The 20,800-nt window shown below is 54.1% G+C and carries 20 protein-coding genes and 1 pseudogene; 20 read left to right on the top strand and 1 reads right to left on the bottom strand.

Features of this window, described 5'->3' with window-relative positions; translation table 11 throughout:
• From ACILP3_RS07870 to ACILP3_RS07775, 20 genes and pseudogenes are all read left to right on the top strand, one after another.
• Nucleotides 1-135 (top strand): annotated as a pseudogene (locus ACILP3_RS07870) (NADH-quinone oxidoreductase subunit B); the annotation flags it as partial.
• Nucleotides 132-881 (top strand): NADH-quinone oxidoreductase subunit C, encoded by a 750-nt coding sequence (locus ACILP3_RS07865; protein ID WP_395616104.1) that lies wholly within the window; start codon nt 132-134, stop codon nt 879-881. The pseudogene ACILP3_RS07870 and the gene ACILP3_RS07865, both read left to right, overlap by 4 nt.
• A gap of 118 nt (nt 882-999) precedes the next feature.
• The gene (locus ACILP3_RS07860; RefSeq protein WP_395616107.1) at nt 1,000-2,205 is read left to right on the top strand and encodes an NADH-quinone oxidoreductase subunit D; all 1,206 of its coding nucleotides are present in this window, start codon (nt 1,000-1,002) and stop codon (nt 2,203-2,205) included.
• Entirely contained in the window at nt 2,205-2,384 is a 180-nt protein-coding gene (locus tag ACILP3_RS07855) for a hypothetical protein (RefSeq protein ID WP_395616103.1), read from the top strand. Before ACILP3_RS07860 ends, ACILP3_RS07855 begins: the two co-directional genes overlap by 1 nt.
• 63 nt (nt 2,385-2,447) lie before the next feature.
• Entirely contained in the window at nt 2,448-2,783 is a 336-nt protein-coding gene (locus ACILP3_RS07850) for a nuclear transport factor 2 family protein (RefSeq protein WP_395616102.1), read from the top strand.
• A 171-nt stretch (nt 2,784-2,954) separates the two neighbouring features.
• Nucleotides 2,955-3,623: a complex I 24 kDa subunit family protein gene (locus ACILP3_RS07845; protein WP_395616101.1), complete on the top strand. Its 669-nt coding sequence runs from the start codon at nt 2,955-2,957 to the stop codon at nt 3,621-3,623.
• 112 nt (nt 3,624-3,735) lie between these two features.
• The gene (locus tag ACILP3_RS07840; RefSeq protein WP_395616100.1) at nt 3,736-3,888 is read left to right on the top strand and encodes a hypothetical protein; all 153 of its coding nucleotides are present in this window, start codon (nt 3,736-3,738) and stop codon (nt 3,886-3,888) included.
• The gene (nuoF, locus tag ACILP3_RS07835) at nt 3,885-5,183 is read left to right on the top strand and encodes an NADH-quinone oxidoreductase subunit NuoF (protein ID WP_395616099.1); all 1,299 of its coding nucleotides are present in this window, start codon (nt 3,885-3,887) and stop codon (nt 5,181-5,183) included. The genes ACILP3_RS07840 and nuoF overlap by 4 nt, the downstream gene beginning before the upstream one ends.
• A 2-nt stretch (nt 5,184-5,185) precedes the next feature.
• A complete protein-coding gene (gene nuoG / locus ACILP3_RS07830) occupies nt 5,186-7,186 on the top strand; it encodes an NADH-quinone oxidoreductase subunit NuoG (protein ID WP_395616098.1) in 2,001 nt (666 codons plus the stop codon).
• A gap of 163 nt (nt 7,187-7,349) precedes the next feature.
• On the top strand, nt 7,350-8,396 hold the full coding sequence (gene nuoH / locus ACILP3_RS07825) for an NADH-quinone oxidoreductase subunit NuoH (RefSeq protein WP_395616097.1): 1,047 nt from the start codon (nt 7,350-7,352) through the stop codon (nt 8,394-8,396).
• Nucleotides 8,393-8,881: an NADH-quinone oxidoreductase subunit NuoI gene (nuoI, locus tag ACILP3_RS07820; protein WP_395616096.1), complete on the top strand. Its 489-nt coding sequence runs from the start codon at nt 8,393-8,395 to the stop codon at nt 8,879-8,881. Before nuoH ends, nuoI begins: the two co-directional genes overlap by 4 nt.
• 12 nt (nt 8,882-8,893) lie before the next feature.
• On the top strand, nt 8,894-9,514 hold the full coding sequence (locus tag ACILP3_RS07815; protein ID WP_395616095.1) for an NADH-quinone oxidoreductase subunit J: 621 nt from the start codon (nt 8,894-8,896) through the stop codon (nt 9,512-9,514).
• Between the two features lie 121 nt (nt 9,515-9,635).
• A complete protein-coding gene (gene nuoK / locus ACILP3_RS07810; RefSeq protein ID WP_125230259.1) occupies nt 9,636-9,941 on the top strand; it encodes an NADH-quinone oxidoreductase subunit NuoK in 306 nt (101 codons plus the stop codon).
• Nucleotides 9,942-9,947: 6 nt separating this feature from the next.
• Complete coding sequence (gene nuoL, locus ACILP3_RS07805; RefSeq protein WP_395616094.1) at nt 9,948-11,990, top strand: NADH-quinone oxidoreductase subunit L; 2,043 nt, start codon at nt 9,948-9,950, stop codon at nt 11,988-11,990.
• Complete coding sequence (locus ACILP3_RS07800) at nt 11,990-13,549, top strand: NADH-quinone oxidoreductase subunit M (RefSeq protein WP_395616093.1); 1,560 nt, start codon at nt 11,990-11,992, stop codon at nt 13,547-13,549. Before nuoL ends, ACILP3_RS07800 begins: the two co-directional genes overlap by 1 nt.
• Before the next feature lie 2 nt (nt 13,550-13,551).
• Nucleotides 13,552-14,994: an NADH-quinone oxidoreductase subunit NuoN gene (gene nuoN, locus ACILP3_RS07795; protein WP_395616092.1), complete on the top strand. Its 1,443-nt coding sequence runs from the start codon at nt 13,552-13,554 to the stop codon at nt 14,992-14,994.
• Nucleotides 14,892-15,707, top strand: a complete 816-nt coding sequence (locus ACILP3_RS07790; protein ID WP_395616106.1) for a biotin--[acetyl-CoA-carboxylase] ligase — start codon at nt 14,892-14,894, stop codon at nt 15,705-15,707. Before nuoN ends, ACILP3_RS07790 begins: the two co-directional genes overlap by 103 nt.
• Before the next feature lie 12 nt (nt 15,708-15,719).
• Nucleotides 15,720-16,505: a type III pantothenate kinase gene (locus ACILP3_RS07785; RefSeq protein WP_395616091.1), complete on the top strand. Its 786-nt coding sequence runs from the start codon at nt 15,720-15,722 to the stop codon at nt 16,503-16,505.
• A complete protein-coding gene (locus ACILP3_RS07780) occupies nt 16,502-18,145 on the top strand; it encodes a ribonuclease J (RefSeq protein WP_395616090.1) in 1,644 nt (547 codons plus the stop codon). The genes ACILP3_RS07785 and ACILP3_RS07780 overlap by 4 nt, the downstream gene beginning before the upstream one ends.
• Complete coding sequence (locus ACILP3_RS07775; RefSeq protein ID WP_395616089.1) at nt 18,142-18,414, top strand: DUF1467 family protein; 273 nt, start codon at nt 18,142-18,144, stop codon at nt 18,412-18,414. The genes ACILP3_RS07780 and ACILP3_RS07775 overlap by 4 nt, the downstream gene beginning before the upstream one ends.
• Nucleotides 18,415-18,417: 3 nt before the next feature.
• On the opposite strand, the gene ACILP3_RS07770 is transcribed toward ACILP3_RS07775, so the two are convergent.
• Entirely contained in the window at nt 18,418-20,709 is a 2,292-nt protein-coding gene (locus ACILP3_RS07770; protein ID WP_395616088.1) for a hypothetical protein, read from the bottom strand.
• Nucleotides 20,710-20,800 lie beyond the last annotated feature (91 nt).

Raw genomic sequence — 20,800 nt, 5'->3', positions numbered from 1 at the left:
GTTGTGCGCGGATGCGACCGTGTTGTGCCGGTAGACATTTATGTTCCCGGATGCCCGCCAACTGCCGAAGCGTTGCTATACGGTATCATGCAGTTGCAGCGCAAAATCCGCCGGACAGGGACTATCGAACGGTGACCCATTCTGCGCCCCTCATTAAGACGCCCGATGGCATGATTGAAGTAATTTCAAAAGTGCTTGGTCAGCATATGGTTTCTATTGAAGAAGCCAATGGGGAAGTTGCCGTGCACATTCACCGCGATGCGTTGGTGGAGTGCATGCTTCAACTGCGTGATGCATGCGAATATCAGCAGCTCATGGAAATTGCTGGCGTTGATTGGCCGGATCGTGACCCGCGTTTTGAGATTGTCTATTGCCTGCTGAGCCTCACTAAAAATCACCGTATTCGCGTGCATCTGACCACGAATGAAGATCATCCGGTGCCGTCGGTTACCAGTATCTGGCCAGTCGCCGGATGGTTGGAGCGCGAAGTTTTCGACATGTATGGCGTATTATTCTCCGGCAACGCCGATTTGCGCCGCATTTTGACCGATTACGGTTTTTCCGGACACCCGCAGCGTAAGGACTTCCCGCTGTCGGGCTATGTCGAACTGCGCTATTCGGAAGAAGAAAAGCGCGTGAAATATGAACCCGTGCAATTGGCGCAGGATTTCCGCAATTTCGACTTTCTGAGCCCTTGGGAAGGGGCGGATTATGTCCTGCCGGGCGATGAGAAAAACGGCGAGGCCACCGGCAACAACGCGCCGCCGCCTACACCCAAAACTACCGATACCGCGACGCAGACTGGCGCCGGTAAGGCTGCAAACAAAGAAGCGGTCAAGCGCAGCGTGCGCAAGCCAAAGGCGACGGGTGACAAGGCATGAGTATTGCACTTCCCCCTTTCGTCATGCTGAACTTGTTTCAGCATAACGTACTGCCGCTCTTCATCCTGAAACAAGTTCAGGATGACGCCGTTTATTGTCGAAAGTTGGTGCTATGAGCATGCAGCAAGATCTCGCGCCTACTACTGGCGATGAAGTCATTCAGAATTACACGATCAACTTCGGGCCGCAGCACCCTGCGGCGCACGGCGTTTTGCGCTTGGTGATGGAGCTGGACGGTGAGATCGTCGAGCGGCTTGACCCGCATATCGGCCTTTTGCACCGTGGCACCGAGAAGCTGATCGAATATAAAACCTATTTGCAGGCTTTGCCGTATTTTGACCGGTTGGATTATGCGTCGCCGATGGCGATGGAGCATAGCTATGTGCTTGCGATCGAGAAATTGTTGGATTTGGAAGTGCCGCTGCGCGCGCAATATCTGCGCGTATTGTTTGCGGAACTGACGCGGATCAAGAACCACACGTTGAACATCGCGCACCACATTATCGATGTTGGCGCAATGACGCCGCCTTTATGGCTGTATGAAATCCGCGAAGACATTATGGGCTTTTACGAGCGCGCCAGCGGTGCGCGTATGCATGCTGCATGGTTCCGTCCAGGCGGCGTGCATCAAGATGTGCCATTGAAGCTTTTGACCGACATTGCCGAATGGCTGGATGACCGCATGCCACGCTTGTTCGAGGATGCGATGTCGCTGGTGGTCGACAACCGTATTTTTAAGCAACGCAATGTCGATATCGCGATTGTATCAAAGGAAGACGCAATCAAATGGGGCTTTTCCGGCCCGATGATCCGTGGCGCGGGCATCCCGTGGGATATCCGCAAGAGCCAGCCTTATGACGTCTATGACCGGATGGAATTTGATATTCCAGTTGGCACGCGCGGCGATTGCTACGACCGGTTCATGGTCCGCGTCGAAGAAGTGCGCCAATCGGTCCGCATCATGAAGCAATGTTTGCAACAAATGCCCGAAGGTCCGGTGTGCAGCGACGATCGCAAGATTGCCCCGCCCAAGCGCGCTGAAATGAAGCAATCGATGGAAGCATTAATCCATCACTTCAAACTCTACACCGAAGGCTTCAAAGTCCCTGCAGGCAGCGTCTATGTCGCCACCGAAAGCCCCAAGGGCGAGTTCGGCGTCTATCTGGTCGCCGACGGCACTAATAAGCCCTATCGCTGCAAAATTCGTCCAACAGCCTTTTCGCACCTGCAAGCTATGGATTTCATGAGCCGTGGACATATGCTGGCGGATACGACGGCCATATTGGGCGCGCTCGACATCGTGTTTGGGGAGTGTGACCGGTGATGACACGCGAGCTTATGTTTTTGGCATCTGCGGCCTTCGGTTCGATCGCGTTGGTCGCGGCCTATCTCTATCTATTTCATGCCGAGGTGTCGGCAAAGGAAGTGGGTTCGACCGCTGCTGCCATGATGTTTGGCGCATATATCGGACGGATTTGGGGACGGAAAGAAGCACATGGCTGATCCGCATTTTCCTGAAATTGTAAGGGGCGCAGTTCAATCGCTGTCGCTTGGAGGTTTCCGGTCATGAGCGCGCGCGTGGCTATCGCGCAGCAGATGATTGCGCATTATAATGCGCAAGATGCGGACGCATATGTGGCCTTGATGACCGATGATGCCGCCGAGGCGGGATATCGTGGGGCCGTTGTACGCGACGGGAAAGAGGGCATTCGTGCGGGATTGAAAGCGATGTTTGCTGAATTTCCAGAAAATAGGGCCGAGATATTGGCGCATTATGCCTTGGGCGATTATGCGGTGTTGCACGAAAAAGTGTATCGCTCAGCATCGTCCGAACCCTTTGAAGTTATAGCGATTTATAGTTTTAAAGGTGATAAAGTCAGTCGCGTGGAGTTTGTGCGATGACAAATCCTCCGCACTCTTCATGCGTCACCCTGAACTTGTTTCAGGGTCCATCGTACAGCCAATCCGGCGCGTGCAGTGGGAAAACTGAATCGGAAACATTGCGTTCGATTTCAAAAATTGAGCGTGCGGATAAATGGACCCTGAAACAAGTTCAGGGTGACGGAGTGTGTGGTGGCTGATTCAGTAGCAATCCCCAACGAGGCCGAAACCCGAGCGAAATGGGGCAGCTTTGCCTTTTCGCCAGCGTATAAGGCCAAAGCCGATATGTATATCGGCCGCTATCCTGCCGGACGTCAGCAATCGGCCGTGATGGCGCTGCTTGACTTGGCACAGCGCCAGGTAGGCGAAGAAACGCAGACTCAAGGCTGGTTGCCAGTGCCGGTGATCGAATATGTCGCTGGCTATCTCGGCATGCCTTATATGCGGACATATGAAGTCGCGACCTTCTACACGATGTACAATCTCGCGCCCGTGGGCCGTTATCATGTGCAAGTGTGTGGAACGACGCCCTGCATGTTGCGCGGGTCGGATGATATTATGGCGGCGTGCAAGAAACATGGCCTAATGAAAGGTGCGACGACAGCCGACGGCATGTTCACGCTGACCGAAGTCGAGTGCATGGGCAATTGTGCGTCTGCACCGATGGTGCAGATCAACGACGACAATTACGAAGATCTCGATTATAACAGTATGACTGCTATTCTCAACGACTTGGCGGAGGGCAAGCAGCCGAAGATTGGCACGCAATTGCCGGGCCGGCACACGGTGGAGCCTTATGGCGGTGCAACGACCTTGCATGCGATGGTGGACAAGAACCATGATTATCGGGGGGAATATTGATGTTTGTCATCTCACCTCTCGTCATGCTGAACTTGTTTCAGCACAACGCACTGCCGCTCGTTATCCTGAAACAAGTTCAGGACGACGAAACGGTATTTGGGGGACCAAAATAATGGAATTTCTCCCTCTCATCGGCATTCTTATCGCCGCGTTCGTCGCGTGGAAATTGCTTAAGGGCGTCATTAAGCTAGCCGTTATTGGTCTGCTGGTCGCCGGCGGTGCGTGGTTCCTGTTAGGTGGCATGGCCATTGGAGTAAGTGCATGAGCTTGGCTGACAAAGACCGCATTTTTACCAATCTATATGGCTATCAGGACTTTGCCCTGAAGGCGGCGCAGGCGCGCGGTGATTGGGACAAGACCGCTGACCTGATGAAGGTCGGGCAGGATGCGATTATTGAGGAAGTGAAAGCTTCCGGCCTGCGCGGTCGTGGCGGTGCAGGCTTTCCAACGGGTATGAAGTGGAGCTTCATGCCCAAGGCACCGACGCCCGATCGCCCCAACTTCTTGGTCATCAACGCGGATGAATCTGAACCCGGTTCGTGCAAGGATCGCGAAATCATCCGCCATGACCCGCATAAGCTGATTGAAGGCGCGCTGATCGCTGGCTTCGCCATGCGCGCGCGTGCGGCTTATATCTATATTCGCGGCGAGTATATTTTCGAAGCAAACATCCTCGAAAAAGCCGTCGCTGAGGCCTATTCCGCAGGACTGCTGGGCAAGAATGCCGCAAAGTCGGGCTATGACTTTGACGTCTTCGTCCATCGCGGCGCGGGCGCCTATATCTGCGGTGAAGAAACCGCGATGATCGAAAGCCTTGAGGGCAAAAAAGGCCAACCGCGACTGAAGCCGCCATTTCCGGCGGGCGCAGGGCTTTACGGTTGCCCAACGACAGTGAACAATGTCGAAAGTATCGCGGTCGTGCCAACGATCCTGCGGCGCGGTGCGGCGTGGTTCAAAAGCTTTGGTCGCGAAAACAACCATGGCACCAAGCTGTTCCAAATCTCCGGCCATGTTGAAAAGCCATGCGTTGTCGAAGAAGAAATGGGCATTTCGTTTCGCGAGCTGATTGAAAAGCATTGCGGCGGCGTTCGTGGCGGATGGGACAATTTGCTTGCGGTCATTCCCGGCGGATCGTCAGTGCCATTGGTCCCTGCGGCCATGATGATGGACGTGCCGATGGATTTTGACGGCTGTAAGGCTGTTGGCTCCGGCCTTGGCACGGCGGCGGTTATCGTAATGGATAAGTCGACCGATATCGTGCGCGCGATTTCGCGATTGAGCTATTTCTACAAGCATGAAAGCTGTGGCCAATGCACCCCCTGTCGCGAAGGCACAGGTTGGATGTGGCGCGTGATGGAAAAAATGCGCACGGGCGATGCCGAAATTGGCGACATTGATACCTTGTATGATGTGACCAAGCAGGTCGAAGGCCACACCATATGTGCATTAGGCGATGCAGCAGCGTGGCCAATCCAAGGCCTGATCAAGCATTTCCGTCCCGAGATGGAGCGGCGGATTCACGAAGCCAAGGGCGACAATATGTTGGAGGCGGCGGAATAAACATGCCTAAAGTCACTGTAGACGGTCTCGAACTCGAAGTTCCTGCAGGCGCAACTGTGTTGCAAGCCTGCGAGATGGCGGGGAAAGAAATTCCGCGCTTTTGCTATCATGAACGGCTGTCCATCGCGGGCAATTGCCGCATGTGCTTGGTGGAGGTTGCCCCCGGGCCACCAAAGCCGCAGGCGTCTTGCGCCTTGCCAGCTACAGAAGGCCAGATCATCCGCACCGACACGCCGATGGTCAAAAAGGCGCGTGAAGGGGTGATGGAGTTTTTGCTCATCAACCACCCGCTCGATTGCCCGATCTGCGACCAAGGCGGCGAATGTGACCTGCAGGACCAAAGCGTAGCTTATGGTCGCGGTGTCTCGCGCTTTGAGGAAAATAAGCGTGCGGTTACCGAAAAATATATGGGACCGCTTGTCAAAACGGTGATGACGCGTTGCATTCAGTGCACCCGCTGCGTCCGTTTTGCCGAAGAAGTGGCTGGCATCGAAGAAGTAGGCGCGATTGGTCGCGGCGAAAATATGCAAATCACGACCTATCTCGAGCACGCCATGCAAAGCGAGCTTTCTGGCAATGTTGTTGATCTTTGCCCCGTCGGTGCCTTGACCGCGAAGCCTTATGCTTTTGAGGCGCGTCCTTGGGAATTGAAAAAGACGCCAAGCATCGACGTCATGGACGCCGTTGGCACCAACATCCGTCTCGACAGCCGGGGCAGGGCCGTATTGCGCGCCTTGCCGCGTATCAATGACGATGTGAACGAAGAATGGGCGTCGGACAAAACACGCCATGCCGTTGATGGCCTGACGCATCGCCGATTGGACAAGCCCTATATCCGCAAGGATGGGAAGCTGGTTGCGGCAGAATGGGCCAAGGCCTTTGACGCAATTAATGCGCATTGGAACGGCGAAGCAGCGGTGCTGGCAGGTGATCAGGTCGATTGCGAAACCATGTTTGCCGCGCGCGAACTGGCGGGCAAGTCGATGTTAGAAGGCCGCCAGACGGGACTTGCTTATGACACATCGTCGCTTTCGGCGGTGAATTTCAATACGACGATCGCGGGCATAGAAAATGCCGATGTGATTTTATTGGTCGGCAGCGATTTGCGGCGTGAAGCGCCATTGGTGAACACGCGCATCCAAAAGGCAGTGCGCAAGCGGGGGGCAAAGGTGTTTGCCATCGGTCCCGTGACCGACCTGACCTATAAGGTTGAGTGGCTAGGCGATGAGCTCAGCGCGCTGACAAAGGCGCCTAAGGCGTTGGCAGATGCGTTGAAGACTGCTGAACGTCCGGCGATTATCGTCGGCGGTGGCGCGCTGCGTTACGATGGTGTCCACGGTGCGGCATTGGCGTTGGCCAAAAAGTATAAGCTGGTGCGTGATGGCTGGAACGGGTTCAACGTTCTGCACTTTGCCGCCGCGCGGATGGGCGGCCTCATGCTTGGCTACGCGCATGACGGCGGCATCAAGAAGTTGGCGGCGGCTCAGCCGAAGCTGGCGTTTTTCCTTGGGGCGGACGAGGTGGATTACAGCCTGTTTGCGGATAGCTTCAAAGTCTATGTCGGCCATCATGGCGACAAGGGCGCGCATCATGCGGACGTGATTTTGCCAGGCGCAGCATATAGCGAAAAATCGGGCACTTATGTGAACCTGGAAGGCCGCGTTCAACGCGGCGAGCGTGCGGTGTTCCCGCCGGGCGATGCGCGCGAAGATTGGGCGATATTCCGGGCGCTTTCCGATGTTTTGGGCAAGCGCCTGCCATTTGACAGCCTCGACGCCTTGCGCGCTGAAATGGCGAAGGCCGTACCTGCTTTAGGCGTTGAAGCGCTGGCGGATTATGGTTGGTCGGAACCATCGCTACCTGCGGATGTAAGCGGCAAGATTGTTGATTATCCGATTAAGGATTTCTACCTGACCAACGCCATTTGCCGCGCGTCCGAAACGATGCAGAAATGCTCGGCGGAATTGGTGCATGGCACGCAATTTTTGGAGGCGGCGGAATGACGAGCGCTAACTCAATTCTAACATCCACCGTCACCCTGAACTTGTTTCAGGGTCCATTTTGCCTTTCTGCGGCTGTATGTGCTGCACGATGGATGCTGGAACGTCAGTCACCAGGGGTGAAACAAGTTCAGCATGACGCTACGGGGCGTTGGGTGACCATATCATGACATCCTTCTTCCAAAATCTCGGTATGAGTTACGAGGCCGCATGGTTCACCGCGACCATTGCGGGCATATTGCTTATTGCGCTGCCACTGATGCTGGCGGTGGCGATGATCATTTATGCGGAACGTAAGTTATGGGCTGCTTTCGCACTACGTCGGGGTCCCAATGTCGTTGGGCCTTTCGGCATCTTGCAATCCTTTGCCGATGGTTTGAAGGTGTTCTTGCAAGAAACCATCATCCCTAGCGCGTCAAACCGTGGCTTGTTCTTGATCGCGCCGATCATCACTTTCACCGTCGCATTAATGGCATGGGCAGTTATCCCGTTTGCCGATGGCGTCGTGCTGTCCAATATCAATGTTGGCTTGCTCTACATTCTGGCGATCAGCAGCTTGGGCGTTTACGGCGTGGTGATTGCCGGATGGGCCTCCAACTCCAAATATCCATTCTATTCCGCGATGCGCGCCGCTGCGCAGATGATTTCCTATGAAGTGTCCATTGGCTTCATTTTGATCTGCGTCGTCCTTTGGGCGGGCACCTTCAATGTTGGCGGCATTGTTGAGGGGCAACGTGGGCATATCTTTGGCTTTATCAACGCTTATGCCTTCAACCCCTTGCTGTTCCCAATTGCGGTGATGTTCCTCATCAGTTCAATGGCGGAAACTGCGCGTGCGCCGTTCGATTTGACCGAAGCGGAAAGCGAATTGGTTGCCGGTTATCAAACCGAATATTCCTCCATGTCCTTCGCTTTGTTCTGGTTGGGCGAATATGCCAACGTCCTGTTGATGTGCGCGCTGAACGCGATCCTCTTCTGGGGTGGCTATTTGCCACCTGTTGACTGGGCGCCATTGTACGCCGTTCCAGGTATCATCTGGTTCTTTGCCAAAATCCTTTTGATGTTCTTCATCTTTGCATGGGTGAAGGCAACTGTGCCGCGCTACCGTTATGACCAATTGATGCGTCTGGGCTGGAAAGTATTCCTGCCAATCTCATTATTCTGGGTATTTTTGGTGAGCGGCTATCTTATGTTCACAGGACATTTCGCATGACCATGATCACGCATCTCATCAAAAGCTTCACTTTGTGGGAATTTATCAAGGCACATATGTTGACCTTGAAATATTTCTTCAAGGCAAAGGCGACGATCAACTATCCGTTCGAGAAGAACCCGCTTTCCCCACGTTTTCGCGGTGAGCATGCGCTGCGTCGCTATCCCAATGGTGAAGAACGCTGCATCGCGTGCAAATTATGTGAGGCCGTTTGTCCTGCACTCGCGATTACTATCGAGTCCGAACCACGCGAGGACGGTAGCCGCCGGACCACGCGCTATGACATTGATATGACCAAATGCATTTACTGTGGTTTCTGCCAAGAGGCATGTCCCGTCGATGCTATTGTCGAAGGTCCGAACCTCGAATTCGCAACAGAAACGCGTGAGGAATTGCTCTACGACAAGGCCAAGCTCCTCGACAACGGCGCGAAATGGGAACGGGCAATTGCCGCGAACCTTGCCGCCGATGCACCCTATCGTTAAGGGCGACCCATCGTGATCCAACTTGTATCCTTCTATGTCTTCGCAAGCATCGTCATCGCGTCTGCCGCGATGGTCATTTTCGCGCGCAATCCGGTGCACAGCGTGCTGTGGTTGATTGTCGCCTTCTTCAACGCAGCAGGCCTTATGGTGCTGATCGGTGCAGAGTTCATCGCGATGTTGTTAGTCATTGTCTATGTCGGTGCGGTCGCGGTCTTGTTCCTGTTCGTCGTCATGATGCTTGATATTGATTTTGCCGAATTGCGCGCGGGTTTTGTCAAAAACGTACCGCTGGGCCTGTTGCTCGCGGTGGTTTTGGTGGCTGAGTTGGTGCTTGGCATCGGTGCGTATCAGGCCGGTGCCGTGAAGCTTGGCACGCCTGAGGTTGGGGACGCGACGGTATCGGCAACGGTGCCAAATATCGAGGCCATTGGCGCCTTGCTGTATAGCAAATATGTGTTCTTATTCGAAACTGCAGGGTTGATCTTGTTGGTCGCGATGGTCGGCGCAATTGTTCTGACGCATCGCCGCAGCCACGGCACGCGCGGCCAGAATATCAGCAGCCAAGTCAAGCGACGTCCGCAAGACGCGACGCGTAATGTTAATCAGCCCGTCGGGCAGGGGATTGAGCTGTGAATATCACGCCTATCGTCATGCTGAACTTGTTTCAGCACAACGCACTGCCGACTGTTATCCTGAAACAAGTTCAGGATGACAAACAAGTTCAGGATGACGCAATTTGGATTGGAGCGGGCCAGTGATTGGTATCGAACATTATCTCGTCGTCAGCAGCATATTGTTCGTCATGGGCGTGCTTGGGATTTTCCTGAACCGGAAAAATGTCATCATCATCCTGATGGCAATTGAGCTCATATTGCTTGCGGTGAACATCAATCTGGTGGCGTTCAGCGTGTTTTTGGGCGACCTGACCGGGCAAATTTTCGCGATGTTCGTTTTGACCGTTGCAGCGGGCGAGGCCGCGATTGGCCTTGCGATATTGGTTATTTATTTCCGTGGCCGCGGCACGATTGCCGTTGATGACGTCAACCGGATGAAAGGGTAACATCCAGTGACTGCAATCCATTTCATTGTTTTCCTGCCGCTTTTGGCTGCGCTTGTCGCAGGGCTAGGCCAGCGCGTTATTGGTGCACTGGCGGCGAAGACGATCACAACCGCTGGTTTGTTTATTGCCGCCTTCCTGAGCTGGCCGATCTTCATCGGTTTCCTGAACGGCAGTGAAACCGCTTATGTCCAACCCGTGATGACATGGGTGCAGTCGGGTGATCTAAGTTTTGATTGGGAATTGCGCGTTGATGCGCTGACGGCCGTCATGCTCGTCGTCATCACCAGCGTATCGGCGCTCGTCCATCTCTATAGCTGGGGCTATATGGAGGAAGATCCAGATCAGCCGCGCTTCTTTGCCTATCTGTCGCTGTTCACCTTCGCGATGTTGATGTTGGTGACTGCCAACAATTTGGTGCAGATGTTCTTCGGTTGGGAAGGCGTTGGTCTTGCGTCTTATTTGCTGATTGGCTTTTGGTATAAGAAACCCAGCGCAAATGCGGCGGCGATCAAGGCATTTGTCGTCAACCGCGTTGGCGACCTTGGCTTCATGCTCGGCATTTTTGGCATATTCTGGTTATTTGGCACCGTTTCCATTCCGGAAATATTGGCCGCCGCTCCGGATAAGGTCGGATCAAGCATCGGCTTTTTGGGCTTGCGCGTGGATACCATGAGCTTGCTGTGCATATTGCTGTTCATTGGCGCTATGGGCAAATCGGCGCAGCTTGGGTTGCACACATGGTTGCCGGACGCGATGGAAGGTCCAACACCTGTGTCGGCGCTGATCCACGCAGCGACCATGGTGACCGCAGGCGTGTTCATGGTGTGCCGTCTGTCCCCCTTGTTTGAAACCAGCCAATTCGCGCTCGATGTTGTCACGATCGTTGGCGCGACGACTGCAATCTTTGCCGCCACAGTTGGCCTGGTGCAGACCGATATCAAACGCGTTATTGCGTATTCGACCTGCTCCCAGCTGGGTTACATGTTCTTTGCTGCTGGCACTGGCGCTTATGGTGCGGCCATGTTCCATCTGTTCACGCATGCATTTTTCAAGGCGTTGTTGTTCTTGGGCGCTGGCTCGGTGATCCATGCGATGCACCATGAACAGGATATGCGTTATTATGGCGGCTTACGGAAACATATCCCGCTGACATTCTGGGCCATGATGGCGGGCACGTTGGCAATAACCGGCGTTGGTATTTTGGGTGTCGGCGGATTTGCAGGCTTTTATTCCAAGGATGCGATTATCGAGGCCGCATTTGCGAGCGAGTCCACCTATCATATGTATGGCTTTGCCATCGGCGTGATCGCGGCTTTGCTGACGAGTTTCTACAGCTGGCGTTTGATGTTCCTAACCTTCTTTGGAAAGCCGCGCTGGGATCAGTCGGAACATATTCAGCACGCGATGCATGATCACCATGATCACCGTGATCATAGCGACCATGATCCACATGCGCATGCCGGGGCCAGTGACGGCACGGCGGGCTATCATCCCCATGAAAGCCCATGGTCGATGCTTACACCTTTGGCGCTGTTGACCATCGGCGCCGTTTTTGCAGGCTTTGTCTTCCACAAGGCGTTTATCAATGCAGAAGCGGGCCAAGCGTTTTGGGCAAGCAGCACGCTCTATTTCAACGTGCATTTGATGCATGCCATGCACGAAGTGCCTTTGTGGGTGAAATTGTCGTCGACGGTGGCCATGCTCATTGGTCTGACGACGGCCTATTTCATGTATCAGCGATCGGAAGATGCGCCACAACGTCTGGCGGCGACCTTTGGGCCAATCTACCGTTTCTTCCTCAACAAATGGTATTTTGACGAGTTGTATAATTTCGTTTTCATACGCCCCGCTTTTTGGTTCGGGCGTCTGTTCTGGAAGCAAGGCGACATCGGTATCATTGACCGTTTTGGTCCAAATGGTTCGGCGGCCTTGGTGTCCTTTGGAAGCAAATTGGCTGTGCGAATGCAGTCGGGTTATCTTTATACATATGCGCTTGTGATGCTTCTTGGCTTAGTCATCGCGGTTAGCTGGATGATGGTGAGAGTGTAATGAACGCCGCGGATATCCCTGTACTTTCGATCATGCTGGCCATTCCGGTGGTCGCAGCGGCAATTTGCCTTTTTGTCCGTGCTGAGCTTGCGCGCATCATTGCGCTGTCCGCAACATTATTGAACCTGCTGCTTGGTGTCGTGCTCTGGATCAATTATGATCCAGCGGGCGCGCAGTGGCAGTTTACCGAAAGCGCGACCTTGTTTGGCCCCATTGGCTGGCGGCTTGGCATTGACGGCATTTCGCTGACTTTGATTATGCTGTCGGTATTCCTGATGCCCATTTGTATTGGTGCAAGCTGGGTATCCATTCAAAAGCGCGTTGGCGAATATATGGCGGCGTTTCTGCTGATGGAAACGCTGATGATTGGCGTTTTTGCGGCGCAGGATTTGTTGCTATTCTACATCTTCTTTGAAGCTGGCCTGATCCCAATGTATCTCATCATCGGCATTTGGGGCGGGCAGGACCGCATCTACGCGTCGTACAAATTCTTCCTCTACACCTTGCTTGGCTCACTCGTGATGTTGATCGCGATGCTTTGGATGATCCAATTTGCGGGCACGGCAGATATTCCAACCTTGCTGAACACCGACTTCCCGGCAGAAGCCCAAAAATGGCTGTGGTTCGCATTCTTCGCATCTTTCGCCGTGAAAATGCCCATGTGGCCAGTGCATACTTGGTTGCCCGATGCCCATGTTCAGGCACCCACCGCCGGTTCAGTCATATTGGCTGGCGTGCTGCTTAAAATGGGTGGCTACGGCTTCCTGCGTTTTTCGTTGCCGATGTTCCCGGAGGCAAGCGCTGACTTCATTCCATTGGTCTTTGGCCTATCGATGGTTGCCGTGGTGTACACCTCGCTTGTTGCATTGGTGCAGCAGGATATGAAAAAGCTGATCGCATATTCCTCGGTTGCGCATATGGCGATTGTGACCGTTGGCCTGTTCACATTCAACCAGCAAGGTATCGAAGGCGCGATCATCGTGATGTTGAGCCATGGGCTCGTTTCGGGCGCGCTCTTCTTGTGCGTCGGCGTCATCTACGATCGCCTGCATACGCGTGAGATCAGCCGTTATGGCGGCGTCAGCGTCAATATGCCCAAATATGCCTTGCTGTTCATGCTGTTCACGATGGCAAGTGTAGGCTTGCCCGGCACTAGCGGGTTTGTGGGCGAGTTTTTGGCTCTGGCTGGCGCGTATAAGGTTTCTACTTGGGCCACATTCATTGCGACTACGGGCATTATCCTTGGCGCTGGCTATATGTTGTATCTCTACCGCCGCATTGCATTTGGGCCGCAGGTCAATGCCGATGCTGCCGCAATGGCGGACGTTAATAGCCGTGAAATGTGGTTGCTCGCGCCGATCGCTGTCGTGGTTTTGTGGATGGGCGTATATCCTGAAACATTCTTGGCACCCATTCGCCGCGACGTTGCAACGATTGTCGCCCGCATTGAACGTGCGGCACCCGTTGGTGACAGCAAGCTGAAATTAGTCGACCCGACAACAGCACGTTATCGTGTGGTGCATGGTCCGGAAAAAAACTTGGCTGAGGGGAGCCATTGATAATGGAACTGAACGCCTCTCTTTCTCTGGTTCGTCCAGAAATCGTCTTGAGCTTTTCTGCACTTGCTTTGCTGCTTGTGGCTGCGTGGCGTGAACAGGCCGGTCGCCTGATCAGCATATTGGCGGTTACCGCGCTGGGTGCCGCTGCCGCATTCGTCATTAGCTATATGATGAATGGCACAAATTCATCAGCCTTTGATGACCTTTTGGTCAATGATTCCTTCGGCAATTTTTCCAAGATACTGATCTTCATTGCGGCCGCGATCTCGTTGATGATTGCGCCGCGCTTCTTGGAAAATGCGGGGGCTATGCGGGCCGAATATCCGGTGCTGATCCTGTTGTCTTGTGTTGGCATGGGCGTGATGGTTTCGGCAACCGACCTGATTTCTCTGTATATCGGTCTAGAGTTGCAGAGCTTGTCCGCTTATGTCCTCGCCAGCTTTGTGCGCTCGGACGGGCGTTCAGCAGAAGCAGGGCTGAAATATTTCGTCCTTGGCGCACTCGCCAGCGGCATGCTCCTGTTCGGCGCGTCTTTGGTATATGGCTTTGCAGGATCGACAAGCTTTGCTGCTATCGGCGCGGCCATGGATGCGGAAGTCGGCCTCGGCCTGATTTTCGGCATTGTATTCATCCTCTCTGGCCTTGCCTTTAAGATAAGCGCCGCGCCGTTCCACATGTGGACGCCGGACGTGTATGAAGGCGCACCTACGCCCGTGACCGCCTTCTTCGCGAGCGCGCCAAAGGTTGCCGCCATCGCACTGACGATCCGCATCGTGCTTGAGGCATTTGGTTCGCAAATATTGGTATGGCAGCAAATCATTATCGCCGTTGCGTTGATGTCGATCATCATCGGCGCAGTTGGGGCCATTGGTCAGCAAAATTTGAAGCGCCTGATGGCTTATAGCTCGATCAACAATGTCGGCTTCATCCTGATTGGCCTAGCCACCGGAACGGAGCAGGGCATTTCTGCGATGCTGGTCTATTTGGTGATCTATGTTGCCATGACCCTAGGCAGCTTTGTCTGCCTGATGCAGTTGAAGGATAAGGACGGCGGCTATCGTGAAGAGTTTGCCGACATATCTGGCCTATCCAAGACGCGTCCGGCCTTGGCTGCTGCGTTGGCCATTTTCATGTTCAGCCTTGCGGGTATTCCGCCTTTATTCGGTTTCTGGGGCAAGCTCGTGGTGTTTAACGCCGCTGTGGCCGCTGGCCTGTTGCCACTGGCCGTCATCGGCATCACAGCGTCGGTGATTGGCGCATTTTATTATCTGAAGGTCGTCAAAGTCATGTATTTTGATGATGCTGCGGATGTGATTGTTGAAAGCGATGATAAGGTTCTCGTCTGGACCGGTGGCCTATTGGCCGCTGCGAACTCACCTTTGGGCTATTTCGCGATACCTGCGCTTGGCCTTTTGACAGCTTATGCCGCGAGGGCGTTGTTCTGACGCCCATCTTTGAAGAGGTTGCGCTCACTGGGTCAACGAACGCGGACCTCTTAATCCGGGCGGCGCAAGGCGCGCCCGAAGGGCTATGGCTTCGCGCAGATGCGCAAGATGGCGGGCGTGGACGACTTGGCCGTGTTTGGGAAAGCCCAAAGGGGAATCTCTTTGCCAGTTCCATTGTGCGCTTGCGCGATACGGACCCTTTGCCGGCGAGTCTTGCTTTTGTAACAGCGGTGGCGGTGTATGACGCAGTCCGACAAATGGCGCCCCAAGTTGATATCATCCTGAAATGGCCGAATGACATTCTGGCGCATGATGGATCAAAGTTATGCGGCATATTGTTGGAGCGTGCGGCAGATGCAGTGGTGGTGGGCATTGGCCTTAACTTGGTCTGGCACCCGCAAAATCTGGACCGGAAGGTGTCTGACCTGCTGACGCTTGGCGCAACGCCGCCTGACGCGCAGACAGCATTGGAGATCGTGGCTGAGACGTTCGCGCGCTATCTCAATGTCTGGCGGCAGTCAGGGTTGAGCAATATCATTCGGCATTGGGACGCGCACGCCCATCCTCGCGGCACTGCCTTATCGGCAAAACTGCCTGATGGTGAGGAAGTGGATGGCCTTTATTCCGGGCTGGATGATGATGGTGCGTTGCGGCTTCGCTTGGCGGATGGTTCAATTCGTGCCATTCACGCCGCCGATGTTTTTCTAATCTAGCAGGGGTGGGCTATGCTGCTCGCGATTGATACCGGTAATAGCAATGTGAAATTTGCATTGGTCGATGACGCAGGCGAAATATTGCACCGATGGCGCATTGCGACCGATGCGCGCCGGACGTCGGATGAATATGCCGTATGGTTGGATCAATTGATCCAAATGGCCGGCTTTCGCCGCAATGATGTTAAAGCGGTCATTATCGCCACGGTTGTGCCGCGTGCTTTGCACAATCTGCAGTTGCTCGCGACGCGCTATTTTGGGTGTGAGGCCTTAGTTGCCGGACGCGGAGGCGTTGGTTGGGGTATCCCCTTGCGTGTAAAGGAACCGCACGCCGTTGGCGCTGATCGCGCAGTGAACGCCATTGCGGCGCAGTCCTTGGCCGACGGGCATAAGGTCGTCATCAGCTTTGGCACAGCCACCACCTTTGATTATATTGGGCCAGATGGTTCTTATCGCGGGGGCAGCATCGCGCCGGGCGTTAATCTGTCACTTGATGCACTCTATGCCGCGGCAGCCATGTTGCCGCGAATTGCAATCGAACCACCGCCAAATGAAAGCGTCATTGGCACAACGACTGTTGGACAAATGCAGATTGGCATCTATTGGGGCTATGTGGCGATGATCGAAGGGATACTCGCACGGATGAAAGCTGAAATTGGCGAGCCGGTATCGGTCATTGCGACCGGTGGTTTGGCCATATTGTTTCAGCAACATGGCCATTTATTTGACCGGGTAGAGCCCGATTTGACGCTGCGGGGGCTGGCGCTTTTATACAGGAATAGAGACATTAACTCATGACGACCCCAAAAAATGAACTGCTTTTTCTTGCCCTTGGTGGGTCCAATGAAATTGGAATGAACGTCAATTTATACGGTTGTCAGGGCAAATGGGTGATGGTCGACTTGGGCCTTACATTTGCGAATTCGGAATATCCCGGCATTGACCTTGTTCTGCCTGATTTGGAATTTATTGAAAAGCGTAAGGACGACCTTTTGGGTATTGTCCTGACGCACGGCCATGAAGACCATATCGGCGCCGTAGCTTATTTTGCCGCTGACTTGGGCGTGCCACTTTATGCCACACCCTTCACGGCAACGCTCATCCGCGGCAAGCTGGAAGAAGAAGGCATTGCCGACATTGTGGAACTCAACGTGATCCCGATGGAAGGCGCGTTTTCCTTGGGGCCATTCGACTTTAAATTGGTCACCTTGGCACACTCAATCCTCGAAATGAGCGCTTGTTTGATCAACACGCCTTATGGGAAAATTTTCCATACGGGGGACTGGAAACTGGACCCGCGCCCTGTATTGGGCACGCCGTCGACCCAAGACGCGTTGACCGCCATTGGCGATAGCAAAGTGTTGGCGATGGTCTGCGATTCCACCAACGTATTCAATCCAGAAACCAGCGGTAGTGAAGGCAGCGTGAAGGATGATTTGCTCAAGTCCGTCAAGGCCGCGAAGGGCAGGGTCGTTGTCACAACCTTCGCCTCTAATGCCGCGCGGTTGCAGACCCTGGGCGAAGTCGCGCGCGAGAGCGGTCGCACCTTATGTTTCGCAGGGCGCTCGCTCCACCGGATTATTGAAGCCGCACAGGCCAATGGCTATCTAAAAGATATGCCAAAGACGGTGGATATGGAGAGCGTCGATAGCCTCCCACGTCACGACGTTATCGTGGTCGCCACTGGCGGGCAGGGCGAAGCGCGCGCCGCTTTGGCGCGCATATCCGAGGGCAATCATCCGGTGAAGCTGGAAGCAGGCGATACGGTTATTTTTTCATCGAAGCAGATACCGGGTAATGAAATCGCCATCGGTGTAATCATGAACAAGCTCGCCGAACGTAACATCCTGACGGTTACTGAAAAGCAGGCGCATGTCCATGTATCGGGCCACCCGGGGCAGCCGGAACTTGCCGCGCTTTACGATTGGATTCGGCCAGAAATCCTCATTCCCGTCCATGGCGAGCGTCGGCATATGGCCGAACAGGCGCGGTTTGCGCGGGCGCACGGCGTGCCAAAGGCCGTGGTTCAGTCCAATGGCGACGTGGTGCGCCTTGCGCCGGGCGAACCTAAAATCATCGGCAAGGAACGCACTGGCCGCTTGATCCTTGATGGGGACACCATCATCGCCGCTGATGGCGCGACATTGAATGAACGGCGCCGCCTGTCATGGTATGGTTTGATTTCAGTCGCCTTCGCGCTGGATGCTAAAGACCGGATGCTCGGCAACCCTGAGATCCGAATGCATGGTGTGCCGATTGAAGAAGATCTGGACGATTTTCTGGAAGAAGCGACTGCCGCTGCTGTTAAGGCGGTGAAGGACCATCGCGGTGATTATGACAAGTTGCGCGAAACTGTGCGTTTGGCTGTGCGCCGTGTGGCGGTAAGCTGGACGGGTAAGAAACCGATTGTGGATGTTTTGATTGTGGAGACCGTATGACTTGGACCTCGATTATTGCCATTTATCTGCTGTTTTGGGTGATGACGGCGTTCGTCATCTTGCCCATCGGCGTACGTACGCATGACGAATTAGGCCTGGCAAAAATCCCGGGGCAGGCAGATAGTGCGCCGGGCAATTTTCAGCCCCGCACGATATTGCTCAGAACGACAATGCTTTCGGCTGCTTTGTTTGCGTTATATTACGCCAATTACAGCTATGGCTGGATAAACCGCGACAGTTTCGACGGATTGTTTAACCCGCCCGTTTAAAGCTTATTTACGCAGTCGCTCAATAGCTTGCGCTAGCGCCACGTACAGCTTGCCAATGTCCGACGACAGCAAGGTGACGCCGATCGCGTTGCCATCGCGCGTGCTGAGCAATAGGCGCATGATGCCTTCGAAATCATGCACATAACGGTTTACATGTTCGCGGAACATGTTGTCATCGCTATAATGTTTGGCGATGATCTTTGCCTCACGCGAATCCAACAAGCGCACGGCGCGACGGGTAAACACACCTCGGTCGCCCTTTAAATAGGCTGCCCACGCGGTATCGGTCACGTCGTTGGATAATATTTTGGTGACGTCGATAGCGGTCGAATTCAAAGATTCGGTCAAAATCACCATGCGGCGGGCAAAGCTCTCATCTTGGACAGATTCAAAGCTGTTGACCGTATCTGCAATTCGGCTTTCAAGGCTCGTCGTCATGTCGTTGAGCTCGCCAAGTTGTTTGGTCACCAAGGAAGAGGCGGTTTGCGACAATTCGATATTGCGCGATATGGCTTCTTGCACAGCCTCGTTCATTGACGCGACTTGCGCATCCAGTGCACTGGCCAATGCTGCGCGGTTTTGCTCGGTCAACTGATCGGCGATATGCGCCAGTTCCTCATCGAGGATCTTGCGGCTGCTTTCTGCCGCAGCGCGCGTTGTTTCACGCACGCGCAGCAAGGACGTTACCAAGCTGTCATTTGCTTGATCCGACATGTCTTGCAGCAGAGCCTGCGTTTGCTTGAGCGCAGCGCCGAGGGCGTCCACTTGGTCATGGCGTGCGGCAAAATGTGCATCGCTCTCGGCCATAAGCGCGCCAACCGCGTCATGTTGCGCAGAGATTAACTGCTCAATATTATTGAGCTTATCAAGCGTTCCGTCGCTTATATTGTCCAGCGCTTCCGCGGCGGCAAGAGCTGCGTTCACTTGCTCTATGCCCTGTGTCATGCGCGCATTTACGCTATCCATCGCGGCGGGAATTTTATGGCTTATGTCCATATTGGCCGCGTTAAGGGATCCAATCAACTTGTCCGATTGGTCAAGCAAGTCGGCTGTGGTTGATTGATTGTCAGACAGGGCGCTGCCCAACGAACGGGTGCTTTGATCAAGCGCCGAGACGGCAAAGGCAAGTTTAGACGTCTGGTCAGTGGCCGCGCGGTCAATCTCTGAAATCTGTGCGGCACTATTTTGAATATGTTCGCTGATATTCGCAATCATGGCCTGAATGCGCGCTTCTTCCTGATTGGATTGGGCTTCTATGTCACCTAAAGCCCGACGCAGATCGGCAAGGTTGGATAGGATTTGCGCTTTGCTGCCGGTAATGAGGGTGTCGACATCGCTTGATGTCTGCGCGATGCCATTGGAAATCGCTTCTGCAGCGCTGTTCATCAGCGTCGCCATTTCGGCGCTTCGGTCGAGCGCTTGGCTGCTCGTATCATCGAGCAGCTTCACACTGTTACCCAAGGATTGCTCTAGCCGGATGGAAAAATCATCCACGCGCGTTTCGACATTCTCGATATAATCGTTTACCGACTTACCCGCCTCGCTGACGCGTTCAAGGGCAGCAATCAGCGTCTTAATCTGAACTTGGGCATCATTACCTGTGCTTCCGATCTGGTTGCTGACATCTTTGGCCGCGCTTGTGACCACGGGTAAATGCTTGCGGAGTTGCTCCAAATTCATATTGGCGGCGTTACTCACCGTTTCCAGCGTCTTTGCCTTTTGATCGCTATCGGCAAGAGCGGCCGATAACATCTGCGCAGAGTCCGTCAGCTTCTTTGAAGACTGGCGACCCAATGTTTCGAGCTCTCGCGCATTTTGCGACAGAAATTGGCGCGCGAGGGATATTTCTTCGTTAACCGTCCGCATCCGTATGGCCAACGCATCGCTTTCGGTCCGCAACAGGTTTGCGACCCGGCCAAAGCGCATGGCTTCCCGACTGCTGTTGCGCATGACCAGCAACCACAGGACAGCAATTAAAAGCGTAGGCATGGCCCAAGTCGCGATCAGCGTTATTACCCGATCATTGTTCATGGCGGATTGCGCTTCAGACCAATAAGTCAGCGCAAAAAATGCGGACCATCCGGCGAACGCAATCAACAGCAGGGTCGGGGCAATAAATCGTCCGACACCTAAGCGGTGCGACGTTTCGTCCGCAACATCATCATAATCATAGGCCGCTGCTTGATCATCTTCAGCAGCGTCTTGGGCGTTGCTGTCAATAGGCGGCAAGGCCGTTTCTTGATCGGATTCAGTGATTTCGCGGTTCAGGCCGACGATTTTGGAGCGTGTAGTCATAGCCCCTATTTAACACATTATTCGGCGAGAGAAACGCAAACTTATCAAATTGTAGAAACGGAAATGAAATGGCCGTGGGCGAGGGCATATT

This window comes from Sphingorhabdus sp. (assembly GCF_044239665.1).
Classification (GTDB): Bacteria; Pseudomonadota; Alphaproteobacteria; order Sphingomonadales; family Sphingomonadaceae; genus Sphingorhabdus_B.
The sequence above is the reverse complement of the archived record's forward strand: the minus strand, read 5'-3'. Positions and strand labels throughout refer to the sequence as shown.